This is a genomic window from Streptomyces sp. NPDC002536 (genome assembly GCF_053594995.1).
Genome location: NZ_JBSFWU010000015.1, coordinates 68,529 through 89,227 on the forward strand (window position 1 = coordinate 68,529; position 20,699 = coordinate 89,227).

At 71.2% G+C, this 20,699-nt stretch carries 12 protein-coding genes; 4 read left to right on the top strand and 8 right to left on the bottom strand.

What is annotated here, in order from left to right:
- The first annotated feature begins 54 nt into the window (after positions 1 to 54).
- Positions 55 to 543, top strand: coding sequence for a helix-turn-helix domain-containing protein (locus tag ACWD4B_RS08420; RefSeq protein ID WP_451420066.1), 489 nt, complete (start codon positions 55 to 57; stop codon positions 541 to 543).
- A gap of 118 nt (positions 544 to 661) precedes the next feature.
- Positions 662 to 1,180: a hypothetical protein gene (locus tag ACWD4B_RS08425; protein ID WP_451420067.1), complete on the top strand. Its 519-nt coding sequence runs from the start codon at positions 662 to 664 to the stop codon at positions 1,178 to 1,180.
- 9 nt (positions 1,181 to 1,189) lie between these two features.
- On the opposite strand, the gene ACWD4B_RS08430 is transcribed toward ACWD4B_RS08425, so the two are convergent.
- From ACWD4B_RS08430 to ACWD4B_RS08465, 8 genes are all read right to left on the bottom strand, one after another.
- Positions 1,190 to 2,269 (bottom strand): hypothetical protein, encoded by a 1,080-nt coding sequence (locus ACWD4B_RS08430; protein ID WP_451420068.1) that lies wholly within the window; start codon positions 2,267 to 2,269, stop codon positions 1,190 to 1,192.
- Position 2,270: 1 nt separating this feature from the next.
- Positions 2,271 to 3,170, bottom strand: coding sequence for a hypothetical protein (locus tag ACWD4B_RS08435; protein ID WP_451420069.1), 900 nt, complete (start codon positions 3,168 to 3,170; stop codon positions 2,271 to 2,273).
- A 14-nt stretch (positions 3,171 to 3,184) separates the two neighbouring features.
- Positions 3,185 to 6,760: a hypothetical protein gene (locus ACWD4B_RS08440; RefSeq protein WP_451420070.1), complete on the bottom strand. Its 3,576-nt coding sequence runs from the start codon at positions 6,758 to 6,760 to the stop codon at positions 3,185 to 3,187.
- A complete protein-coding gene (locus ACWD4B_RS08445) occupies positions 6,753 to 8,960 on the bottom strand; it encodes a hypothetical protein (protein WP_451420071.1) in 2,208 nt (735 codons plus the stop codon). The genes ACWD4B_RS08440 and ACWD4B_RS08445 overlap by 8 nt, the downstream gene beginning before the upstream one ends.
- Complete coding sequence (locus ACWD4B_RS08450) at positions 8,957 to 14,224, bottom strand: DUF6603 domain-containing protein (RefSeq protein ID WP_451420072.1); 5,268 nt, start codon at positions 14,222 to 14,224, stop codon at positions 8,957 to 8,959. Before ACWD4B_RS08450 ends, ACWD4B_RS08445 begins: the two co-directional genes overlap by 4 nt.
- A gap of 14 nt (positions 14,225 to 14,238) precedes the next feature.
- The gene (locus ACWD4B_RS08455) at positions 14,239 to 15,444 is read right to left on the bottom strand and encodes a hypothetical protein (RefSeq protein WP_451420073.1); all 1,206 of its coding nucleotides are present in this window, start codon (positions 15,442 to 15,444) and stop codon (positions 14,239 to 14,241) included.
- Positions 15,445 to 15,775: 331 nt separating this feature from the next.
- Positions 15,776 to 18,835 (bottom strand): amino acid adenylation domain-containing protein, encoded by a 3,060-nt coding sequence (locus tag ACWD4B_RS08460; protein ID WP_451420074.1) that lies wholly within the window; start codon positions 18,833 to 18,835, stop codon positions 15,776 to 15,778.
- A 129-nt stretch (positions 18,836 to 18,964) separates the two neighbouring features.
- Complete coding sequence (locus tag ACWD4B_RS08465) at positions 18,965 to 19,417, bottom strand: pyridoxamine 5'-phosphate oxidase (protein WP_451420075.1); 453 nt, start codon at positions 19,415 to 19,417, stop codon at positions 18,965 to 18,967.
- Between the two features lie 215 nt (positions 19,418 to 19,632).
- Here ACWD4B_RS08465 and ACWD4B_RS08470 point away from each other — a divergent pair, with 215 nt between their 5' ends.
- Positions 19,633 to 20,328: an HAD family hydrolase gene (locus tag ACWD4B_RS08470; protein WP_451420076.1), complete on the top strand. Its 696-nt coding sequence runs from the start codon at positions 19,633 to 19,635 to the stop codon at positions 20,326 to 20,328.
- Between the two features lie 59 nt (positions 20,329 to 20,387).
- Positions 20,388 to 20,579 carry a hypothetical protein gene (locus ACWD4B_RS08475; protein ID WP_451420077.1) on the top strand — a complete coding sequence of 64 codons (192 nt, stop codon included), beginning with the start codon at positions 20,388 to 20,390 and terminating at the stop codon, positions 20,577 to 20,579.
- The last annotated feature ends 120 nt before the right edge of the window (positions 20,580 to 20,699 follow it).

Consider the following 20,699-nt stretch of genomic DNA (forward strand, 5'->3'; position numbering starts at 1 on the left):
ACGGCAGCGGGCCGGAGCAGTGGGCCGGCCATCAGCGAAGACGGAGAACAGAGCATGGGCGGCAGCGAAGCGGCACCGGACCGGCCCGGCCGGCCCCTGGTGCGCAAGTTCGACCAGCGGCTCAACACGCTGATCGCCACGATCTATCCGGACGAGCGCAAGCGCCCCGGGTACAGCCGGCTCGCCAAGGAGATATCCGAGAAGACCGGCGGCACCATCTCCGGCACGTACCTGTGGGAACTGGCCACCGGCAAGAAGCGCAACGTCACCCTGGAGCAACTGGACGTCCTGGCCGAGTTCTTCGGGGTGCCCCCGGAGTACTTCCTGAACGACGAGGCGGCCGAGCGGATCGACGCCCAGCTGGCCCTGGCCGTCGCACTGCGCGACGCGAAGGTGCGCAACCTCGCACTGCGCGCCGAGGGGCTCTCCCCGGCCAGCCTCGACGCGCTCATCACCATGGTCAACGAAGCGCGCAAGGTCCAGAACCTCTCGCCCATCGATGACGACGACACCGGGACGAAGGCACCGCCGGGCGGTCGGTGAGCACAGCCGGCCCTGTCCCCGGCGCCGCGTTCGCTCCCACAGGCCGGGAGAACCGATGCCTCCGCGCGCGCACGCCCTCTATCACCGCTGCCCAGGACTCGGGGGACGGGAAGCAGCCATGCCTCAGCCGATCGCAGATCTGCGCCGATGTTGTCAGGACGTACTGGACCGGGTCGGGCCGCCCCGCCCGTTCTCCGTCGAAGCCCTCTGCCGCCATGTCCGCGCCCTGCGCGAACGCCCGCTGCACCTGCACCCGATGCCGATGCAGGCCGTCCGGGCGGGCGCCTACGGACTGTGGCTCGCCACTGCGACCGACGACCACATCTTCTACGAGGAGCACACCACCCGGCTGCACCAGGAACACATCGTGCTGCACGAGATCAGCCACATCCTCTTCGACCACCACTCGGTGACCGAGCACGACGGCCAGCTCCACCGGCTCCTGCGCGACCTGGACCCGCAGCTCATCCACCGCCTGCTCGCCCGCACGAACTATTCCACCCACGAGGAGCAGGTGGCGGAGATGCTGGCCAGCCTGATGCGCACCTGCGAGCACGCCCGGGGGGCGGCGGACCGCCCGCCCGGCATGCTCGGCAGACTGCAGGCCGCGCTCGGCCTGGCCCCGGCGTCCGGCTGACCGGGCCGGTCAGGACGGGACCGTGTAGTTCCCCCAGGAGACGGTGACGGCCGCGTTGCCGGTGTTGTCCGCGGCGGCGGCGATCAGCGTGGCCCGGGTGGCGTCGAAATAGCTGTCGCCACCGGGGCCGCCGTGGCCGCCGGACCCGCCGGCGCCACCACCGCCACCGCCTCCGCCGCCACCGCCGGAGAACCAGATCGCGCCCGCACCCCAGCCGCCGCCACCGCCGCCGCCACCGCCGAAGCCGGACTGACCTGTGCTTCCGTCGGCTGACCGGGCCTTCGCGCTTCCGTTGGCACCGGCCCGGCCGCCCTGGCCGCCGGAACCGCCGTTGCCGCCGGAGCCACCGTCGCCGCCACCGTGGTCTCCGTCCGATGCCCCCGATCCCCCGGAGCCACCCTGCTGTCCGCTCCCGCCACTTCCGTTGCCGGTGTCGGAGTCGTTGGCTTTGCCACCGCTGCCGGCGTTGGATGTCGTTCCGGCGCCTCCGCCGCTACCACCCCAACCGGGGTGGTACGCACCCCACCACGAGCCGTCGTGGCCCCCTCCACCACCGCTGCCGTCGCTTCCGCCCGACCCCTGGCCGCCCGGGCTGCCCCCGATAGCCGGATCACCGGTGGCCGAGACCACGCCCGCGTCCCCTCCCCCGCCGCCGCTGCCTCCCGAACCGCCGCCACCGGCGCTTCCTCCACCACCACCGGTCTTGGAGCCGTCGCCGCCCTTCCAACCGCTGCCACCGCCGGCCCCGTCACCGCCCTTCCCGCCCGCCTCCCCGCCACTGCCCGCACCCGCGATCAGCGTGCCGTTGTGGGAGACCCTGGCCGCAGCGCCCGTGGCGCCGTCGCGGGCGATGCTGACGGTGATCTGGTCGCCGGGGTTCACGTACAGCAGGGCCTTGATGCTCGCGCCCCTGCCGCCGTCGACTCCTCCGGTGGACTGTCCGGCAGCACCCCGCAGGTCGAGGTGGAGCAGAGTGACACCCGCCGGGACCGCGAAGGACTCGTCCTTGCTGCCCTGGGGGTTGAGGATCGTGTAGTGGCCGCCCTTGCCCAGGGTGACGTTTCCGCTGACGGTGACTTTTCCGGCCACGTCAGTTGCTCCGCAGCGGACGGCCGTCGGGGTCGATGAAGTGGGCCTTGGTGGTGATGTCGTCGGTGGCCGCCAGGGTACCGACCTTCAAGTCGCCCTCGACAGAAGCGTCCTGCTTCACGTGGAGACCCTCAAGCTTCGGATCGGTCACCGTGACCGCCGTCGTCAGGTAGTGCGTCGTGTCACCCGTGACGTACGACAGCAGGAACGTCGTGTCCCGGACGACCGTGCCCTTCCACTCGTGGTCCGTGGTCTTGTCCTTCTGACCGTCGACCGGTGCCGCACCGCCGCCGTGCAGGACCGTGTACTCCAGCGTCGACGGGCCGTTCCACGTCAGCCGCACCGAACCGCCCGACGCCACCTCCAGGTTGTCCGCGCGGAAGTCGCACACCGCCTGCACCGGGATCAGCGGCGCCGGGAACTTGGTGATCGGAAGCGTCACGAACCCCGGGCTGACCGGCCAGTTGCCCGCGTCCAGCGTGGCCGTCTCGCGGACCTCCACCCGGGCCGTGCCCGGCATCGTGCTGATGCTGAGGTTCTTCAGGGTGATGGTGATGCCGGAAGCGTCGACCTTCGCCCCGCCCTCCGGCGCCTTGGCGACGAAGTTGGCGTAGTCCCCTTCGGGGACGACGATGTCCGCACCCTTCTGGATCGGTGACACCGTCCAGTCGGCGGCACTCGCATCGCCGTCGCCCGACGTGGCGGTCACCAGGCTCTGCGCCAGGTCGCCGTGCGGAAGGGAGAAGACGATCTCCCTGCAGTACACCGTGCTGCCGCCGCCGTTGGAGACGACGATGTGCAGGGTGGTGGTCGGGGCGTCCTTCGTCGCCGCGTAGAGCGGGAACGGCTCGCTGATGAGGGCGTAGTCGAGCAGGGGCTTGCCGATGTCCGGCGCGTTCACGAAGTCGGGTCCTTTCACTTGGTGTCGAAGCCGCCGGTCAGGCGGAGGAAGCCGGTGCGGACGACGGGGCCGTCCTCGTCCAGCCGGGCGTTCTGGTCGATCTGGACGATCGGCTGGTGCGCCCACTCGGAGGCGGGGGTCAGCTCGGCCCAGTCCCAGGTGCCCTGCGGCGACGTGGGATGCGGCAGGGCCAGGGCACTGCCGGCCGGACGCTTCCGCGTCGTGGTCAGTACGGGGCTGAGCCGCAACGCCACCTGCATCGCCGCCAGCGCGGCGCGCGTGAAGCGGGTCGGCAGCTGGAGGTCCGTCACCGGGAGCACGTCCGTGGTGGCGTGGACGGTCGCCAGCGGGTCCAGCAGCAGCGTCATGTGCGTCTGAGTCGTGGAATCGGCGGGCAGGCGCGGCCAGTTGGCCTCGCCGATCCCGGCCACGTAGTCCGTCTGCGCGGCCGTGTGCGTGTCCTCGTCCGGCGTCGTCACGGCATAGAACGTCGAGTAGTCCGACTCGGAGAAGTAGCCGATCAGACCGTCGCCCTTCTGCCCGGCGTTGCCGAGGCGGACGGGCCACCGGTAGTCGAGGTGGGCCAGCTGCGGCGGTGCCGGCTGCCCGTCCGGGCGCCGGTCCCACGCGGCGACGGTGCGCCAGTCGCGCGCGTACTGCCAGCCCGGGTCGCCGACCGGCAGGCCGTCCAGCTCGAAGCCGAGCCGGGCGCGGACCAGGGCCAGGGGCCGGCCCAGGAGTGCACCGAGCACCTCGTCGCCGTACGGGTTGCCGGGGTCGATCCCGGCCAGCGCGCCGTCGATCGTCGCCATCAGGTCGGCGAAGGCGCCCGGGCCCTTGGCCGTCAGCTCGCGGGCGAACGCGTACAACTGGGGCCGCTCGGCCTGCAGTTGCCCGATATCCCGGATCCGCGCGTCGGGCAGCGGACCCCAGCCCACCACCGTGGACACGCCGCTCGTGTCCTCCGTCAGTTCGAGGCGCAGCTCGCCCAGCGGCTCGCCGTTCGGCGCGTAGCAGAGCAGCGAGCGGTCGACGTAGTTGGGGACGATCCAGGCGCCCACCGGTGTGGTCTTCGCGTTCAGGTCGACGAGCCGGCTGTCGTCGTGCTCGTCGACGAAGTCGAACCGCAGCCGGGCCGGCTGGAGCAGCCGCGGCGGGAGCTGGGCGAAGCGCTCCGTGAGCTGGTCGTCGGCGAATTTCGGGCCCGGCTGCAGGCTGTCGCCCACCTTCGGCTCCAGGAAGCCCGCGTCGCCGGGCAGCAGGACGTCCAGGGTCTGGCCGAACTCGTCCACGACGCTGAGCGCGCTGAGCGCGAGCTGTCCGGACCGGATCTGGGTGAACCCGGACGGCAGCCAGCCCTTGAACGGCTCGGGCAGCGCCCCGGCATCCGGCAGGTGACGGTATGCGTCCCCGACGAGCTCGCCGATCCGGCCGGGCGGGCTGAGGTTGGGCGCGGGGTCCCGCAGGGCGAACGCGTCGGTGAGCCCGTCGAGCCGCTGCGAGAGCAGGTCGAGATCCTTGATCTGCGCCGCGGCGTCCTGGAACGCCTTGGTGACCTCCGCGTCCGGGTGGTCCTTGGCGTACTGCTCAAGCTTGCTGCTCAGGGTCTGCTGGACGAGGGGGACGAGGAAGCGGCGGCCGGTCACCTCGACCGGTTCGGCCGGCGAGCCGCTCGTCCACCGGTATGTGGTGCCGTCGAACTGCCAGTTGGGAGAGGCCGCGCTGCCGTAGGGGACGGGCCAGTGCTTGACCCGCCACTGGAACAGCAACGGCTTCCACGGCTGCCGCCAGGGCTGCGGGGCGATGCCGGCCGGGATCCTGCCCGCGTTGTGCGGGTCGAGGAGGAAGGCGAACTCGCTGAGCAGTTCCGCCGCGACCGCCGGCAGGCCGCCCGTCTTGAGGTCGGTGTACGGGTTCGGCTTGTCGCGGTCGACGATCTCGCAGGGCATGCGGCAGAGCAGCGAGGATCCGGTCGTCTGCGGCTGGTGCGCCGTGTGGTTCTTCGCCCCGGCCAGCAGCACCGTCGGGTCGGTCACCTGGTGGAACGGCGGCAGCGTCTCCCGGCGGACCTCGTAGACGGCGTCCAGAGGATGCTTCGCGCGGTACGCGGCGAGGGACCGCTCCAGCTCCGGGCCGTCCGCACCGTGCGGGACCGCCGCCCGGAGCGCCTTGACCTGCTCCAGCCGCCTGGCCACCTCGAAGGCCAGGCCGTGCTCGTTGGACAGGTCGATCTCGGCGCGGAGCTCCTCGCGGGTGTACTGCGGCGGGATCAGCGGCAGGCCGTGCATCCACCACAGCGCGTACAACCGCTGCTGGAGCGAGGCGAGTTCGCGCACGGCCCGGTCGTGGTCGGACTGGGCGGAGTTGAGCTCCGCCAGCCACTGCTCGCCTGCGGCCGCCGCACCGGACCAGGTGACCGACTTCGGGTCGCCGGAGGTGTTGCCCTTGTCGGAGGTGTCGGCGAGCCGCCACGCATAGCCGCCGGGCAGTTGCTGGAACCAGCCCTTGTGCAGGGCCTCGGCCGCCTCGAACGAGCCGTCGAGTCCGTCGAGGACGTCCAGCAGGTCACGGCTGAGGGCGTGCAGGAGTTCGTGGTCGGCGGGAGCGAGGTGGGTGTGCCGGCCGAGGTCGGCGATCAGTGCGGCGTACGCCTCGTCCGCGCTGCTGCCGATCGCGATCTTCTTCTTGACGTCCTCCTTCTCCGGGCGGTCGGAGTCCGGGACCTCGGCGTGCTTCCACTGCACTCCGACGGCCCGGCCGCAGTACGTCGTGCTGTCCGGCTTCCACCCCTTCGGCAGGTCTGCGACGGTCCAGCCGAGGGAGGCCAGGACGGACTCCACCGTCCCGCCCTTGTTCAGGCGGGAGACCAGCTCCTCCTTGGCGAGGTCCGAATACCAGCCGACGACCTGGTAGTTGAGGGTGGCGTCGGCATCCTTGATGCCGTCCAGCGGGTCGTGCAGAGAGAAGACGTTCTCGTGGTACGGCTGGTAGACGTGGAAGGTCATGACGCCCGGGCCGACCGCGGTGAGGAACAGCTCCTTGCGGGACTCGTCCGTGGGCTCGGCCCACGCCGTGCCGTCGGCGCCGATCCCCTGCGCCCGGCCGATCTTGGTCGTCACGAGGGTCGAGCGGTACGGGGTCCTCTCCGGCTCGGTGATCCCGGACTTCAGCGGGTGCAGGAAGCGCGACGTGCCCTTCTCCGGGTCCAGGTAGTCGCTCTCGACCACCCAGCCCGCCGTCGGGTGCCCGTCCGCCTGCCGGACGACCAGCCAGCGGTTGGGCACGAGGGGGAACTGCATGCCGCCGCCGGCCGTACCGGCGGCTCCCTGCCGCAGCGCCTCGGGAAGCTCCCAGCGCACGTACACGCCGTCGTGCTTCTTGTACGCGTCGTCGGACTCCCCGTCCTCGTGGGCGTTCCACCACTCCTCGTTGGTGAAGGGGTCCGGCTCGGGGGTGCGGTTGTGGCGCAGCAGGTTGAAGTTGGGCTGCCAGCGCCGGAAGCCCCGCCCGCCCTGCTCACGTACGTCCTTGTTGACCACCAGGGCGTCCACGGTCACCGGGACGATGAGGGTGTCGTCTCGGTCAGCCATTGCAGTGGTCTCCTGTCATAACGGATGCGGCGGTGAAGGTACGGCGCTGTGCGGCGTTGATCATCTGGATGGCGAACTCGCCGGACGTCAGGTCGTGGTCGAGGGCCAGTGCGCCCTTCAGCCCGGCTGCCAGGCGCGAGACGCTGAGAACGGTGTCGGGGCTGCCGGCTCCCGTGTCCCGCAGGAAGGAACGGAGGCCGGGGGTCTCCGGGAAGTGCTTGCCGGGAATCTCCTTCCCGATGTCCTCGCCCGTGAGGTACCGCAGGTTGATCACCCCGTCGTCGACGGGGTCGTCACTGTTGCCGCCCTGCTGCAGCTCGTCGATGCCGAAGTGGACGCCCTGCTGCGGCTCGGTGATCTCCACTCGGGTCGGTACGCCGTCGACGAGGACGAGCAGGACGTCGTCCGCGAGCGCCTCACGGCGCAGGACGGTCAGCTTCTGCCCGCCGTCGTAGGGCCGTATCTCCAACGCGGGCCAGCCGCTGACCAGTTCGGAGCGGATCAGCAGGCCGGTGACCGGCCCGGCGGGCTCGGGCAGCGGGGCCTGGCCGTCCGGGCCGAAGACCAGCTCGTCGGCCTTCATGTCGAAGGAGTGGGCGAGTCCGACGCTGAGCGCGCCGTCGAGCAGGGTGGCCGTCCAGTTCGGGTCCACGTGGAAGAAGCGCAGGCTCTCGGCCGGCAGCATGCGGGTGTCGGGGACGAGGTGGGCGAACGGGACGCCCTCCAGGTTCCGCAGGCCGAGCAGCCGGTTGCGGACGAGGACGAGGTCCTCGTCGTGGGGGTCGACGGGCGGGGCGTCGTCGCGCGGCGGTACGGGTGTGACGGCCATGGGTGACGCGTCCCGGGCGGCAGCGGGAGCGGGAGCGGTCATCACCTGGTGCAGGTGGCCGGCCAGGCCGTTGGTCACCAGGTGCTCGATCCGCGCCCGCGCCCCCGTGTTCCGGTCCTTCGCCCGCTGCACCTTGCCGCGCAGCCGGAGCAGCGCCGCGCCGAACTGGTGGTCGGACAGGGCGACTCCGCGGCCCGCGGTGAACGCGGTCGCGAGGCTGACGTCGTAGATGCCGTACTGCTCCAGGTGGATCAGTGCCTCGGCCGCGCAGCGCCGCCGGTCACGGTCGGCCTGCGGCTTGACGGACTGCGGGACGAGCGGGCCCCGGTACCAGGCGAAGGTGGCGTGCCCGGACTCGGTGTGGCAGGAGACGGGCAGGTAGCCGTCCCGGAGCCGGTCGGCCACCTCCGTCTGGTCGTCACCGGACAGCGGCCGGTCGCCGGGCGGCACGCGCAGCAGCAACGCGGAGCCGTCGGCGCCCTCCGTATCGACGAAGTGCTCGGTGAGCGCGGCGAATCCGGGCGCGTGGTCCGGGATCGTCTCGAACGACCAGGACCAGAGCGAGATCAGCCGCAGCGTTTCGTCGGGGCCGTCGTAGGTCTCCTTGGTGCCGTCGGGCAGGCGGGACTGCCAGCCCTCCAGGGACACCAGGTGCGCGACGTACCGGCCGCCGGCCGCGCGGGGCAGCCGGTTGCCGACGACGACGGCGTAGTCGCCGACCTGGATCAGGTCGTCGCCGAGGGCCACTCCCTGATGCTGCTCGTTGACCCGGCGGACGTGGGTCAGCAGCGGCAGTTCGGCCGCGGTGGGCGCAACGGCGTGGAAGACGGACCCGGGCACCCGGATGGTGCGGCAGGTCTTCGGCCCGTCGTCGGGCGCGATGGGGTCCGTCTGCGTGTCGAAGGCGGGCAGGACGACCCCGGCCTCGGTGCCGGTCAGCTGGTCCACCGTCTTCGTCTCGGTCTGCCCCAGACAGTGCGGGTCGCCGGGCAACTCGCCCTCGCCGAGGACGAGGAGGGCCACCCAGGGCAAGGGCGCGCCGTTCGCCCTCTCGTCCCGCTCCCACGGCAGGGTCGCCCGGTCGAGGGTGACGTGCGGCAGGACGTCGTCGTAGAGGCCGGTGGCGCCCGGCGTCGGGTAGGCGCCGTGGATCCAGTCCGGCTGCACGGTGAAGCGCGGGGCACGGACCTCTATGTCCTGCTCCGCCCCGTGATCCAGATAGCCGTCGTCGTCGACCCGGGTCCCGTTGCGGGTCAGGGTCTGGTGCGCGGTGAGGGTGTAGCGCCCGGCGGTGACCTGGGGCACGAGCGAGTCGATGAACTGCACGTCCAGGGACGGGTCGGGATCCGGGGCGTACTCGGGGTGGCTCATGCCGTACCGCCTTCGGTGGTTCGGGTGTTCTTCTCGGCCGGCGGCGGCACAGTGACGGCGATCGCCACCGGGTCGTCGGTGAGGTGAACGATGGCGTCGAGCAGGACCGGCTCGGGGCCGGCGACGTCCACGACCTGGAGGGCCTTGTTCTTCGCGCGGACGACGTACAGCCGGTCGCTCGCGGTGGAGACCGCGAGCGCGATGGGCTGCGGGCCGACCCACACCGGATCGCCCGCCTCCTGCGGCAGGTTGCCCGTCGTGTCGAACACGGACACCGTGCCGGTGGTGGCGTTGGCCACGTAGAGGCGCTTGCCGTCCGGAGAGGCGGCGAGGGCACTCGGACGCGTGCCGGTCCGCAGCGTGGTGACGATCTTCCGGGTCGCGACGTCGACGACGGTCACCGTGGACCGGCTTGCGTTGAGGGCGTACAGCCAGCGGCCGTTGGGGGCCACGGCGAGGCGGGTGGGGGCGGGCCCGGCGGGCAGCGGATCGCCGATGGGCATGGGGTTCTGCAGGTTGGCGACGTTCAGCACGAGGACGGTGCCGTCGTCGGGCTGGGCGATGTACACCGCCTGGTGCCCGTCGTCCCACGGCAGGGCGGGCGCGACGTCGGCGGGCGCCTTGTTGTCCGTGCCGTAGGTGTGCTTGACCGACGGTGCCCCGTCACGGAGGTCGAGGATCTCCAGCTGGTTGGGCTGCGCGTACGTCGCGTACGCCCACTTGCTGTCGGGCGAGAAGGACGCGCCGCGCACGTTCTGCGCCAGCCACACCGGGGATCCGGTGGTCGTGTCGACCGCCTTCCCCGGCGGGTTGGCGGAGATGTCGAAGGCGTCGACGTGCTGTGAGGCGGAGTCGGCGACGAACAGCCGGGTGCCGTCGGGGGCGACGGCGAGGTACGTCGGGTTCGGGTACGCCGTCGTGAAGGGCTCGTACGCCGTCAGACTCTCCGCGTCGACGGGCGTCACGGTCCTCGACTCGCCCAGCACGTAGAGGCGTTCGCTCGCGGTCGGCGTACCGGGAACGGAGTGGTCCGGCTTCGCGTCGATGTCACCGGCCACCAGCCCGTCGGTGGCGGTCAGCCGCTCGTTGGTGCCGGGGCTCACCGCCAGGTAGTCCATTGCGGCGAAGAGCCGGTCGCGGGACTGGTCGACGAGGGTGCCGGTCATGTCGCCGGTGATCGCGCCCACGTTCCGCGGCATCGGTGCGGAACGGGCGACGAGGACCACCGCCGCCGGCTGCGCAGCAGGGGCGGGCTTGTGCAGCGGCAGGATCCCGTCCGGTTTCCGCTCGTCGAACGCGATCGTGCCGGCCTTGATGTGCCCGGCCGTGACGTGCTGTTCGGGCAGCGGCAGCCGCAGGTCGACGCCCGTCAGCTGGTCTTCCACCTGTTGGGTGCTGTTGACCGTCAACTTGCCGTCGTACTCACCCCACAGGGCGGCGGGCAGGCTCGCCCGGTTCCGTGCCGCGTCACCGGCGTACCACGCACTGAGGTCGTGAACGACGTCGCCCTTGGTGAGCTTGACCGTGAGGACCGAGTCCAGGTTCTTGCCGTCGTCGCGGCGGGGGCGGATGTCGACCGTCGCGCCGGTGACGTCCTGGGAGGAGCCGGAGTCCTTCGCCAGGCTCAGCTTCGAGAGCGGGACGGCCGTGCGGACGGCGAACGAGAAGGCGCCGGGGGTGACCACCCACATCCCGTTCTCGTCCTTGGCGGGCATCAGCCCCTCCCGGGGCACCAGCCGGACGGCGTCCTTCGCAGGGGGCAGTTGCTGGACCACGTCCGTCCAGGGGGCGGCCTTGTCGTCGCGGGCGCTGCTGTCGCCGAAGCCGATGGTGAAGGAGATGAACCAGAGGTGGACGGTGATCTCACCGGCCGTCGGCGGTCCCCACAGCTTCAGGGAGGCGCCGACCTCGACGCTGATCGTCTCGCGGAACAGTCCCAGGTCGAGGACGTAGCTGACGCCGATGCTGATGCCGATGTCCGCGTCGAAGTGGAGCGGCGCCCATTCGATGAGGAAGTCGGCGTACGCGGTCAGCCAGGCGTGCAGGTCGCCGGCACGGTAGTTCACGTCCAGCGCGCCGCCGGCCATGATCGCGCCCGGGGTGAGGGCGAAGTACGAGCCGCCGCTGATGGTGAGTTCGGAGGTGACGGGCCAGTTGAAGCCGAGGCGGGGCACCTGCGGATAGTGCGCGGGCACCTGGTACTTGGGGTGGTACCCGCCCAGGGTGAAGGCGAAGTCCCCGGCGTGCGCGCCCTCGAACCAGGTGTAGAGCGCGAATCCGCCGGTGAGCACGCAGTTCTCGTCCAGGAGGAACGAGCCGGGGGCGAGCTGCGCGGTCACCTTCAGGATGCCCTCGCTGGCCCGGTACTTGGCCGAGAGCCCCAGCTGCACGCGCGCGTACGGGGTCCCTTCCTTGGGGAACTGCGCCGCGGCCGTGCCGAGCACCGCCACCGCGAAGTCGTTGCCGACCTCCAGGACCAGCAGCGCCTGCCCGTCGAGGAACTCGAAGATCCGGAAGTCCAGTCCGGCCGCGAACCACACCTCGCCACTCGCCGGGCGGACCCAGGGGTCGTCCCCGCCCATCAGCTTCTCCAGGACCTGGAGCGGGTCGGCGGTCGTCAGGTCCTGGAGGAACGGGAACTCCAGCACCTTGTCGCCGTCGGGCAGCCGCAGGTCGGTGTTGAAGCCGAAGCCCGCGGAGAAGCCGGTGATCTGGACGGGCGGCGGCCCGCCGAACTCGCCGTTCGCCTTGCCGAAGACGAAGAACGACGACTGGCCGGGGTGCGCGGTGGGGCGTGCGTACGCCCCCATGGCGGTGAGGCCGAACTCCTCGGCGTGGACGGCGAGTATGCCCTCGACCAGCGGGTCGTAGTCCTTGTCCTCCTTGACGACCAGCGCGCCCTCGATCGCCAGCGGCGGGCGGGAGTAGCCGACGCTGAGTCCGTCGAGCCGGAAGTGCGGGACCGTGGGGTGGGCCAGCTCGACGCCCAGGCCGAGCCCGTCCACGCCGATGGTGAGGCCGGCCATGCCGAGGGAGGCGTCGAAGAGCACCCACACGGTGCCGTCGGCGAAACCGGCGCCGACGCGGCGCAGGGTGAGGGGGCCGGCGGAACGCTGGACGCCGATCCAGGCGACCAGGGGGAGGCCGGTGCCAGTCGCCTGCACGGCCGTTGTTGCCACGGCCTTGGTCTTGTCGCCGGTGTCACCGCTCTGCCCGCCGCCGCCCCGGACGGCGAGGGACGTCGTCCCGGTGCGGCCCGGCAGCTTGAGGTCGACCGTGAACGCCATGCCCTTGGCCAGCCCGTCGGCGGGCAGCTGGGGAAGCTTCGCGCCGGCGGCGGTCAGGGCCTTGTTGAGCTCGGTGACACGGGCGGCGTCCAGCTTCTCGGAGGCGACCAGGGCGCCGAGCCCGCAGAGGCCGACGTCCTCGGCGTCGGGTATCTGCCCCTGGAGAAGGGGGATTTGGGAGAGCCGGACGTCCAGGCCCAGCCCGGCCCGGACGGCCCATGCGCGGCTGCCCTCGGAAGGCTTGTCCGAGACGACGACCAGCGAGCTGCCGTTCGTCTCCTCGGCCGCGAGCACGATGGCCTTGCGGGCGGAGGCGTACGCGACCGTGATCTCGTTCAGGGTGCCGAGCGCGGCCAGCACCTGGCCGGCGGACGGGTCGGTGACGCCGAGGATGCGGGCGAGGTCGGCGAAGGAGACGCCCTTGGAGTCGGTGCAGGTGGCGGTGAACTCGGCCTGCTGCACGTCCTTGACGGTGAACGTCAGCGTGTGGCCTTCGGCGATCTGCAGGGTGAGGGTGCCTGCGTACTCCTGGTCGTAACCGGGCTGGCCGTCGGTGCGCTTGGTGAGCTCCACGGTGACGTCGAGGTCCGCTGCTGCCGTACCGAGCGGGAACTCGGCCTTCGCGTGCAGCCCGAACTTCTTCGCCGCGCTGTCGTACGTGACCGTCAACTGCTCGATGGTCACGCCCTGGAGGACCGGCGGTGCCTGGATCCCGAACGCGGCGAAGGCGTCGCCCAGTCCGAGGTGGGTGACCTCGGCGGAGAACTTCCACCCCGCGCCGGTTGCCCACGACCCATACACGTCCACGGTCGCGTCGCCCAGCTTCCAGGCGGCCGTCGCCTCGGCGGACGTCGTGTCGTTCTGGTGCCTGAGGACCAGTGTGACGTCGGAGAGGGCGAAGTCGTCGCCGGCTTTCCAGACGTCCTGGATCTCCAGCTCGACGCCGTAGCCCCAGGAGGTGTCCCGTCCGAGTTCGGCGCCCAGCTCCAGGCGGCTGACGGTCAGTTCGGCGGGCACCGGTACGCCCGGGAAGCGGTCGGTGAGCAGGTGGCCCAGCGGCAGCGGGGTGCGCAGGGTCCCGGTCAGGGAGCGGTCGGGGAGGCTCAGTCCGACGTCCACGGTCACCTTGTCGGCGAGCGTGACGCTGCCACCGAGCACCGCCGCCACGGCGGGACGGGAGCCGTGCGGGTTCACCACGGAGAAGTCGGCGGTGAGCTTGTCCAGCTTGAGCACGCCGGGGAGCGGTTCCCAGGTCGTGTCCAGTGCCAGCCCGAGGCCGGCGGCGAGCCATCGCGGGCCCTTGGGGTCGAAGTTGACGGAAATGTCCGTCAGTTGGAGGGAGGCGCCACCGGTCGCCTCGGCGGGCAGCAGGTCGAAGCTGCCGCCGGGCAGTCCGGCCCAGGGCAGCAGGGCATCCAGAGAGGCCAGCGGGATGCCGGGGAACACCCCTGCGAGCTGCCAGCTCTGGTACGTGTTCTGGGGCGGGTAGCCCCAGACGTACGGCCGGGGCGACACCTTCCCGTCGGGGAACAGCAGCTCGACGCCGCAGCCGATTGCGGCGGTCGGGGCGTCGTCGCCGATGCCGGGTTCGACGCCGAAGACGAGGTGCAGCGGGCCGAGTCCGATGCGCTCCAGCGCGGACGGGATCGCCTTCAGTTCCGCGGGGAGTCCGGGGCCGTCCGGGGTGAGGACGACGTCGACGCGGATACCGGCCACGGTCTTGTCGTTCTCGTCGGCGAGGAACACGACGTCCGCGGCGGACGCCGTCTGGTGCAGGAGCGTGACGCTGCCGCTGATGCGGAGGCCGTCCGTGTCGACCGTCGTCACGTCATGGATGTCGAGGACGGAATCCGGAAGGAACCGGGCGAACAGGTCGCCGGCCGGGGCGAGGTCGAGTAATTGCGCGTCGACGCGCAGGCGGGTGTCGCGTCCGGCCTGTTCCAGCGCGGCGCGCAGATCCGAAATGTTCCAGGGCATGGCCGGGCCTCTTCTTACTCGTACCGGATGTCGTAGGAGCCGGGTGCCGGGTCGTTCAGCTTCAGATGCCAGTCGACGCCGCGCCAGTTGGCCGCGTCTCCATCGGCCTTCACTCCGCCCGTCACCGGAGGGAGCGCCATGGAACTGAACAACCCCTCGGTGGTCGGCGTGTAGACGAATTCCTTGTTCTTATTGGAGTCGTCATGAACGACGTAACCCCACGACTGCCCAGAACTCACCTGCACGGAAGGTATGTGGTTGTTCTTCCGCACATCGCTCCATGTCTTGAGAACCTGATCGTCGATGCTGCTCTTCGTGCAGGTCCCGGACCCTCCGGCGAACACTTTCACTCCGGTGCTGACGAAAAGCCCGTCGGGAGTTGTGTACTCCAGCCATTCCTTGGAGTTGGATGTCTTGCTCCCGTGATGGCCCAACTTGAGCCACAGTTTGCTCTCACGCTTGAACAGGTCTCCCGCGACGCCCAGCATGAGGTAGTCCTCGTTGAGCTGCACCGCGTCGGCCATGAGGAGCACTCGCTGCTGTTTTCCGCTCCCGTCGGGTTCCTGGAGCAACGTCACAAGACTGGACTCGTTGGCGATGGCTTCCTTGTCGCCGGACCGGCGCTTGTCCTCGTCCGACTTCTTCGGGGGCTTCTTTCTCTTGCTCCTCGGATCCTCACCGACCGCGGCCCCGACCATGAGAAGCTCCGCCCCGCCGGTTGTCTTCACCAGCGATATGGGATTTGCGGGCATGGTCACGAACTCGGGCTTGTTCGGTATCCCCCGGCGCCCGGACGGACCGGTAATGTTCCGCCACTGGCGGATCAGGGTCCACACAAAGTTGTCGCCGCGTTCCTTGTAGTCCTCGGGAGTCAGCCCGTACATGAACCGGTCGATCCGGTACTTCAGCTGAGGCGGATCACCGCTCTCCACCAGGATGTCCTGGAGGAGGTTGAAGTGGTCCTCATCGGGGTGAGTGATGATCAGGCAGTCCAGCACATTCGGGTTCTTCAAGCGCCCCATGTAGTCGGCGATTTTACTGTCCAGCCGGTCGACCATTCCGGTCTTTCCGCGGAAAGAGTTCAGCGGATCGACCTTCTGGCTCGAACCGCAGTCGATCAGCACCGCGTGCGTCCCGACCTTGTCGCCAGGCTTGTCGTAGAACCACAGGAACGTGCAATCGCCCTGACCGACGTTGAAGAAGACGACCTCGACCGGCATGAACCTCTCCGTGCCACGGGAACCAGGGGACGTCCCGGCCGCCTCACCACTCCCCCGCGCCGGGACAAGGGAGAATCATGGACCGCCCCGACCGGGCGTTCGTACGCGCAGAGATCATTCCGGCCATGCGGCCACACGGCGTGATCGCGCCATTGAGGCCGGATGACGCACCTGCGCATGACCAGCGACGCAGCACCGCCGTTGCCCTGCAGGCAAGTTACCGACCGTCACCGTAGTGCCGCTCCGCGAGGGCGGGGACACGGAAAGTGTCCGAAGATCGACGACCGGCACCGCGGCGGCGCCGGGAGGAGCGCCGCCGCGGTGGCGACGGTTACGGCGCAGGCCGCTCCAGGTAACCGGTCGTGTAGAAGTACTCCAGGTACCGGTCCAGAAGCTCCGCATCCACCGGCGGGCACGCCAAACCGCTTCCGGCGAGGTCGCGTTCGACGTTGGTCCGCCCCAGGGCGGGGAAGGTGTCCTCGAAGTACATCTCCTTGACCGACATGTCGGCCTTGTTGCTGCGGTCCACGCACAGCGACACGAACGGCGCCGTGGCGCTCGTCGGGTGCTCCGCCACGTGCCGGACCAGTTCCTCCACCCATTCCGGGTACGGGAGTTCACGCACGGCGTGACCGGCGGCGCGCATCCGGCCGAGCATGTCGTGGAAGTCCGCCGGGCGCGGGTTCGTCAGGTGATAGGTGCTGCCGTCCGCGGGGCGTGTCGTGGCGATGTGGACGATCGCGTCGGCCAGGTAGTCCACCGGGACGAAGTCCATCGGCAGCCGGATGTCGGGGGCGAGCCCGGTCTCGGCGACGGTCTTGAACAGCGAGCAGATCGCGGTCTCGGTGTTGCAGGCGCCCGTGCTCCGGTCCCCGGTGATCTCGTAGGGGCGGTAGACCGCCACCGGCACGCCCTGGCGCGCGGCGTCCTGCAGCACCTGCTCGGCGACCCACTTGCTCTCGGCGTACCCCATGGTGAGCCGGTCGGCGTGGTCGAGCGGCAGGTCCTCGTCGACGTGCCGGACGCCCGCGGTGCCGAATCCGGACACCACCGCGATGGTCGACAGGAAGTGCACCGGCACCCCGCGGCGGGCCGCCAGCCGGACGATCTCCCGCGTGCCGTCGACGTTGGCGCTGCGCAACGCCTCGTACGGGTAGAGGAAGTTGACCTGCGCCGCCGAGTGGACCACGAGGTCGAGGGACCGGGCGAGTTCCTCGGCGCGGTCCGGGTCCAGGCCCAGGGCGGGCCGGGCGAGGTCGGCGGGGAAGCACACGATGCGGTCGGCGTCCTCGGGGCGGGCCAGGCCGTAACGGGCCAGGTTCCGGAGCACCTTGTGCCGGGCGTGCGCCTCGTCGCGGCTGCGCACGGGGCAGTGGACGCGGGCCCCGGTGGTGCGCAGGAAGCGGTCGAGGAGGAAGGCGCCGACGAACCCGGAGGCGCCGGTGAGCAGGACGTCCCGGGGCTGCTGCCACTGCGCTTCGGGCCCCTGCCGCGGCGGCAGTTCGAAGCCGAGGCGGCCTTCGGCGCGGAAGTCCACGGCCCGGTCCTCGGCGGAGTCGTCCTGCCCCTGGACGCCGGCGACGGCGGAGGCGAAGCCCTCCAGCGTGGGCCGGCGCAGCAGGCCGTGGATCAGCGTGGTGCCGTGCCGGGGGTCGAGGTCCAGCGCGGTGAGGGTGCGGGTGACGGCCTCCGCCGCCAGGAGCGAGTCGCCGCCGAGGCCGAAGAAGTCGTCGCCGGGGTCGGGGCGCACGGCAAGGACCGTCTGCCACACCTCGGCCAGCGTCGCGTGCAGGCCGGAGAGCGGCACGGGGGCGGGCCGTCGGGCGTCGTCCGAACCGGCCAGGGCGCGCAGCCGCTTGCGGTCGACCTTGCCCGCGGACGTCACCGGGAACTCGGCGATCTCCGTCAGCCGGGACGGCACCGCGGCTGCGGGCAGCCAGGCGGCGAGGTGCTTGCGGACGCGGTCGACGGGCACGGCGGTGTCCGGGCGGGCGGGGGTGACGTACGCGGTCAGCAGGTCCCCGTCCAGTTCGACGACGGCCTCGCCGACCGCTTCGTCCGCGCGGATCCGGGCCTCGACCTCGTCCAGTTCGATGCGGTGTCCGCGGAGTTTGACCTGGCGGTCGGCGCGGGCGCGGTACTCCAGCGCGCCGTCCTCGCGCCGGACGGCGCGGTCACCGGTGCGGTACAGCCGTGTGCCGGGCTCGGCGGGGTCGGCGACGAAGCGTTCGGCGGTCAGTTCCGGGTCGCCGAAGTATCCCAGGGCCAACCCGTCCCCGCCGACGAACAGTTCGCCCTCTTCGCCCGGGTCCGCTGCGGTGCCGTCCTCGCGCAGCACGTGGCACGAGGAGTTCTCCAGCGGGCGGCCTATGGGCACGGTGGTCGCGCCGGCCGGCACGTCGTGCACCAGGTGGGCGGTGGACACGACGCTGTTCTCGGTCGGGCCGTAGAAGTTGACCAGCGTGGTGTCCGGGCAGGCGTCCAGCACGGCGCGGGCCAGGTCCGGGGCCATGGCCTCGCCGCCCGCCGAGACGAACCGCAGCGTCCGCAGGGCGTGCGGCCTGGTGCGCGCGACGTGGTGGAACACCCCGGTGGTCAGGTAGGCGATGGTGACCCGGTCCTCCAGGAGCCGGGCCTCCAGTGCGGCGGGGGACAGCAGTTCCTCGCGGTCCACCAGGACCAGGCAGGCACCGCCGAGCAGGGCGGCCCATATCTCGATGGTGGAGGCGTCCGAGGACAGACCGTAGGCGTGGAGCACCCGGTCCCCGGGGCGGGGCCGCTGGGTGACCAGGTCGGACGCGGCCAGCCGGAGCACGCCGCGGTGCGGGATCGCCACCGGCTTGGGGCGGCCGGTCGAGCCGGAGGTGAACATCACGTAGGCGCGGTCGTCCGGGCCGGGCCGGTGCGCGGCGTCCGGGGCGGGTGCCGTCCGGGCGGGCGCCGGGCCGTCGAGTTCGACGCGGGTGCGCACCCGCCGGAGGCGGCAGACGCTGCCCGGGAGCGTCACGACCGTGTGCACTGCGGCGTCCTCGGCCATGGCCTGCAGCCTCTGGGGCGGGGACGTGTCGTCGAGGGGGACGTAGGCGGCGTCGGCCTTGAGCACGCCGAGGAAGGCGACCAGCGCGTCCGGGGAACGGCCGCCGTACACGCCGACGTTGTCGCCGGGCCGGACTCCGGCGTCGCGCAGCCGGCCTGCCAGTGCGTCGGACCGCTCCTTGAGCTCGCCGTAGGTCAGGGTCCGGTCGTGGTGCACTGCGGCCGTCGCGCGCGGGCGACGTTCCGCGCGGGCGTCGAAGACCTCATGAAGGCGGCGATCCGGTGCAGCGGAATGCTCCGGATCCCATAAGTCCTGCGGATTCCGTGTTTCTTGTGCGGTTTCTTGTGCGCGCATACCCCGTCCGGCGTGCAGAGCCGGCTCGGGGCAGGCGATCGTGTCGAGCGACACCAAGGTGGGTACTCTCCCGTACTGCCTGTTTCCGGTGATGGACTGTGGTGCGTTCCGCGGCTTTACGCCCGCGGCTCAGCTGAACTCCGCCGCGAACGCCGAGAAATCGGCAGTGCGCCACCGCTGCGGCCGCATGCGCAGGAGAATGTCCTCGGCCAGCTGGTGCCGGTTGGCCTCCAGATACGCGGGCGCCGTCTCCGCGTCCAGGTACCGCTGCGCCAGGGCCTCCCGGTCGGCCGGCGGCACCGGGTCCTCGACGGCCACGACCGGCCCTTCCACGCTCACGTACCGGTACGGCGCCGTCTCGTCCTGCACGCACAGGCTGAACCGCCCCGCGTCGCGGACGAGCCGGCCCTTCACGGAGTCCCGCCCGGTCTGGACGATCACCTCGCCGCCGGGGCGGTAGTCGTACCAGACCGGGACGAGCAACGGGGCACTCCCGCCCCGCGGGTCGTCCACTCCCAGAACTCCGACGTGCAGACCGGCGAGAAAATTCTCCCGGTCCTCGACGGACATCCCAATGTCCATTGCCAGTTACCTCACTTCGGAACGTTATGCCGATGCCTTTCGGGAACCCTTACGGGGAACTCAGCCGTCAACGGCGCATCGGCAGCCCCGAAGCACTGCCCTGCCCCTCCTTTTCTCAATCACCCCGGAATCCGATTGTCCGAAAACGATCAGGGGCGATCCGGTGCGGTTACCCGGCGTCCGGTCCCGCGCGACCGACCGGGGACACTGGTGCCATGACCGTCAAAGGTGTGCTCTTCGACTTCTCAGGAACCCTGTTCCGCATCGAGTCCCCCGAGTCGTGGCTGCGGGCGGCCCTCGACCGGACCGGAATCCGGCTGGACGAGGGCGAGTTGCAGGTTCTGGCCCGGCGGCTGGAGGAGGCCGGGGCACAGCCCGGCGGCCGGCTCCCGCGGCCCGTGCCGGCGCATCTCGCCGCGGCGTGGGCGCAGCGGGACACGAGCGCGGAGCAGCACCGCGCCGCGTACACGGGAACGGCCCGCGGGGTGCCGGTGCCGGACGACCGGCTCTACGACGCGCTCTACGCACGCCACATGGAGCCCGCCGCGTGGGTCCCGTACCCCGACGCGGCCGAGGTGCTGGCCGCGCTGCGCCGGCGGGGCGTGCGGACGGCCGTCGTGAGCAACATCGGCTGGGACCTGCGGCCGGTCTTCCGGGCGCACGGTCTCGACGAACTGGTGGACGCATACGTCCTGTCCTACGAGCACGGCGTGCAGAAGCCCGACCCGCGGCTGTTCGAGGCGGCGTGCGCCGCCCTGCACCTCCCGCCCGCCGAGGCGCTGATGGTCGGGGACGACCCGCGCGCGGATGCGGGGGCGGCGGACGTGGGGTGCGCGGTGCACCTGGTGGAGCACCTTCCGGTCACGGAGCGGCCCGACGCACTGCGGCCGGTCCTGGACCTGGTGGGCTGACGACCGGCAACGGCCCCGTTCCGGGGCCGTTGTCAGTGCCTCGTCCTACGCTCGTGAGCATGCCGTCCTCTTCCTCCGACTCCCCCGCCTCCCCCGCGCGGCGTGATGCGGCCGCGCTCAACGCCGAGATCCGCGCGTTCCTCTCGGCGCGCCGCGACCGTACGCTGACGCGCGAGGAGCGCGCCGAGTACGAGGCGCTGCGGGCACGTTGGGTGGAGGCGGTGCGGTCCGGGCTGGGGACGGCGGCGTGAGTGGCGCCCCGTAAGGGGCGCGGGGCTGTGACATTGTGCGGCTCCGCCGCGTGGGCGCGACCAGGCGCCCCGTCAGGGGCGCGGGGAACTGCGCCTCGACCGGCTGAACTCGGTCGACCT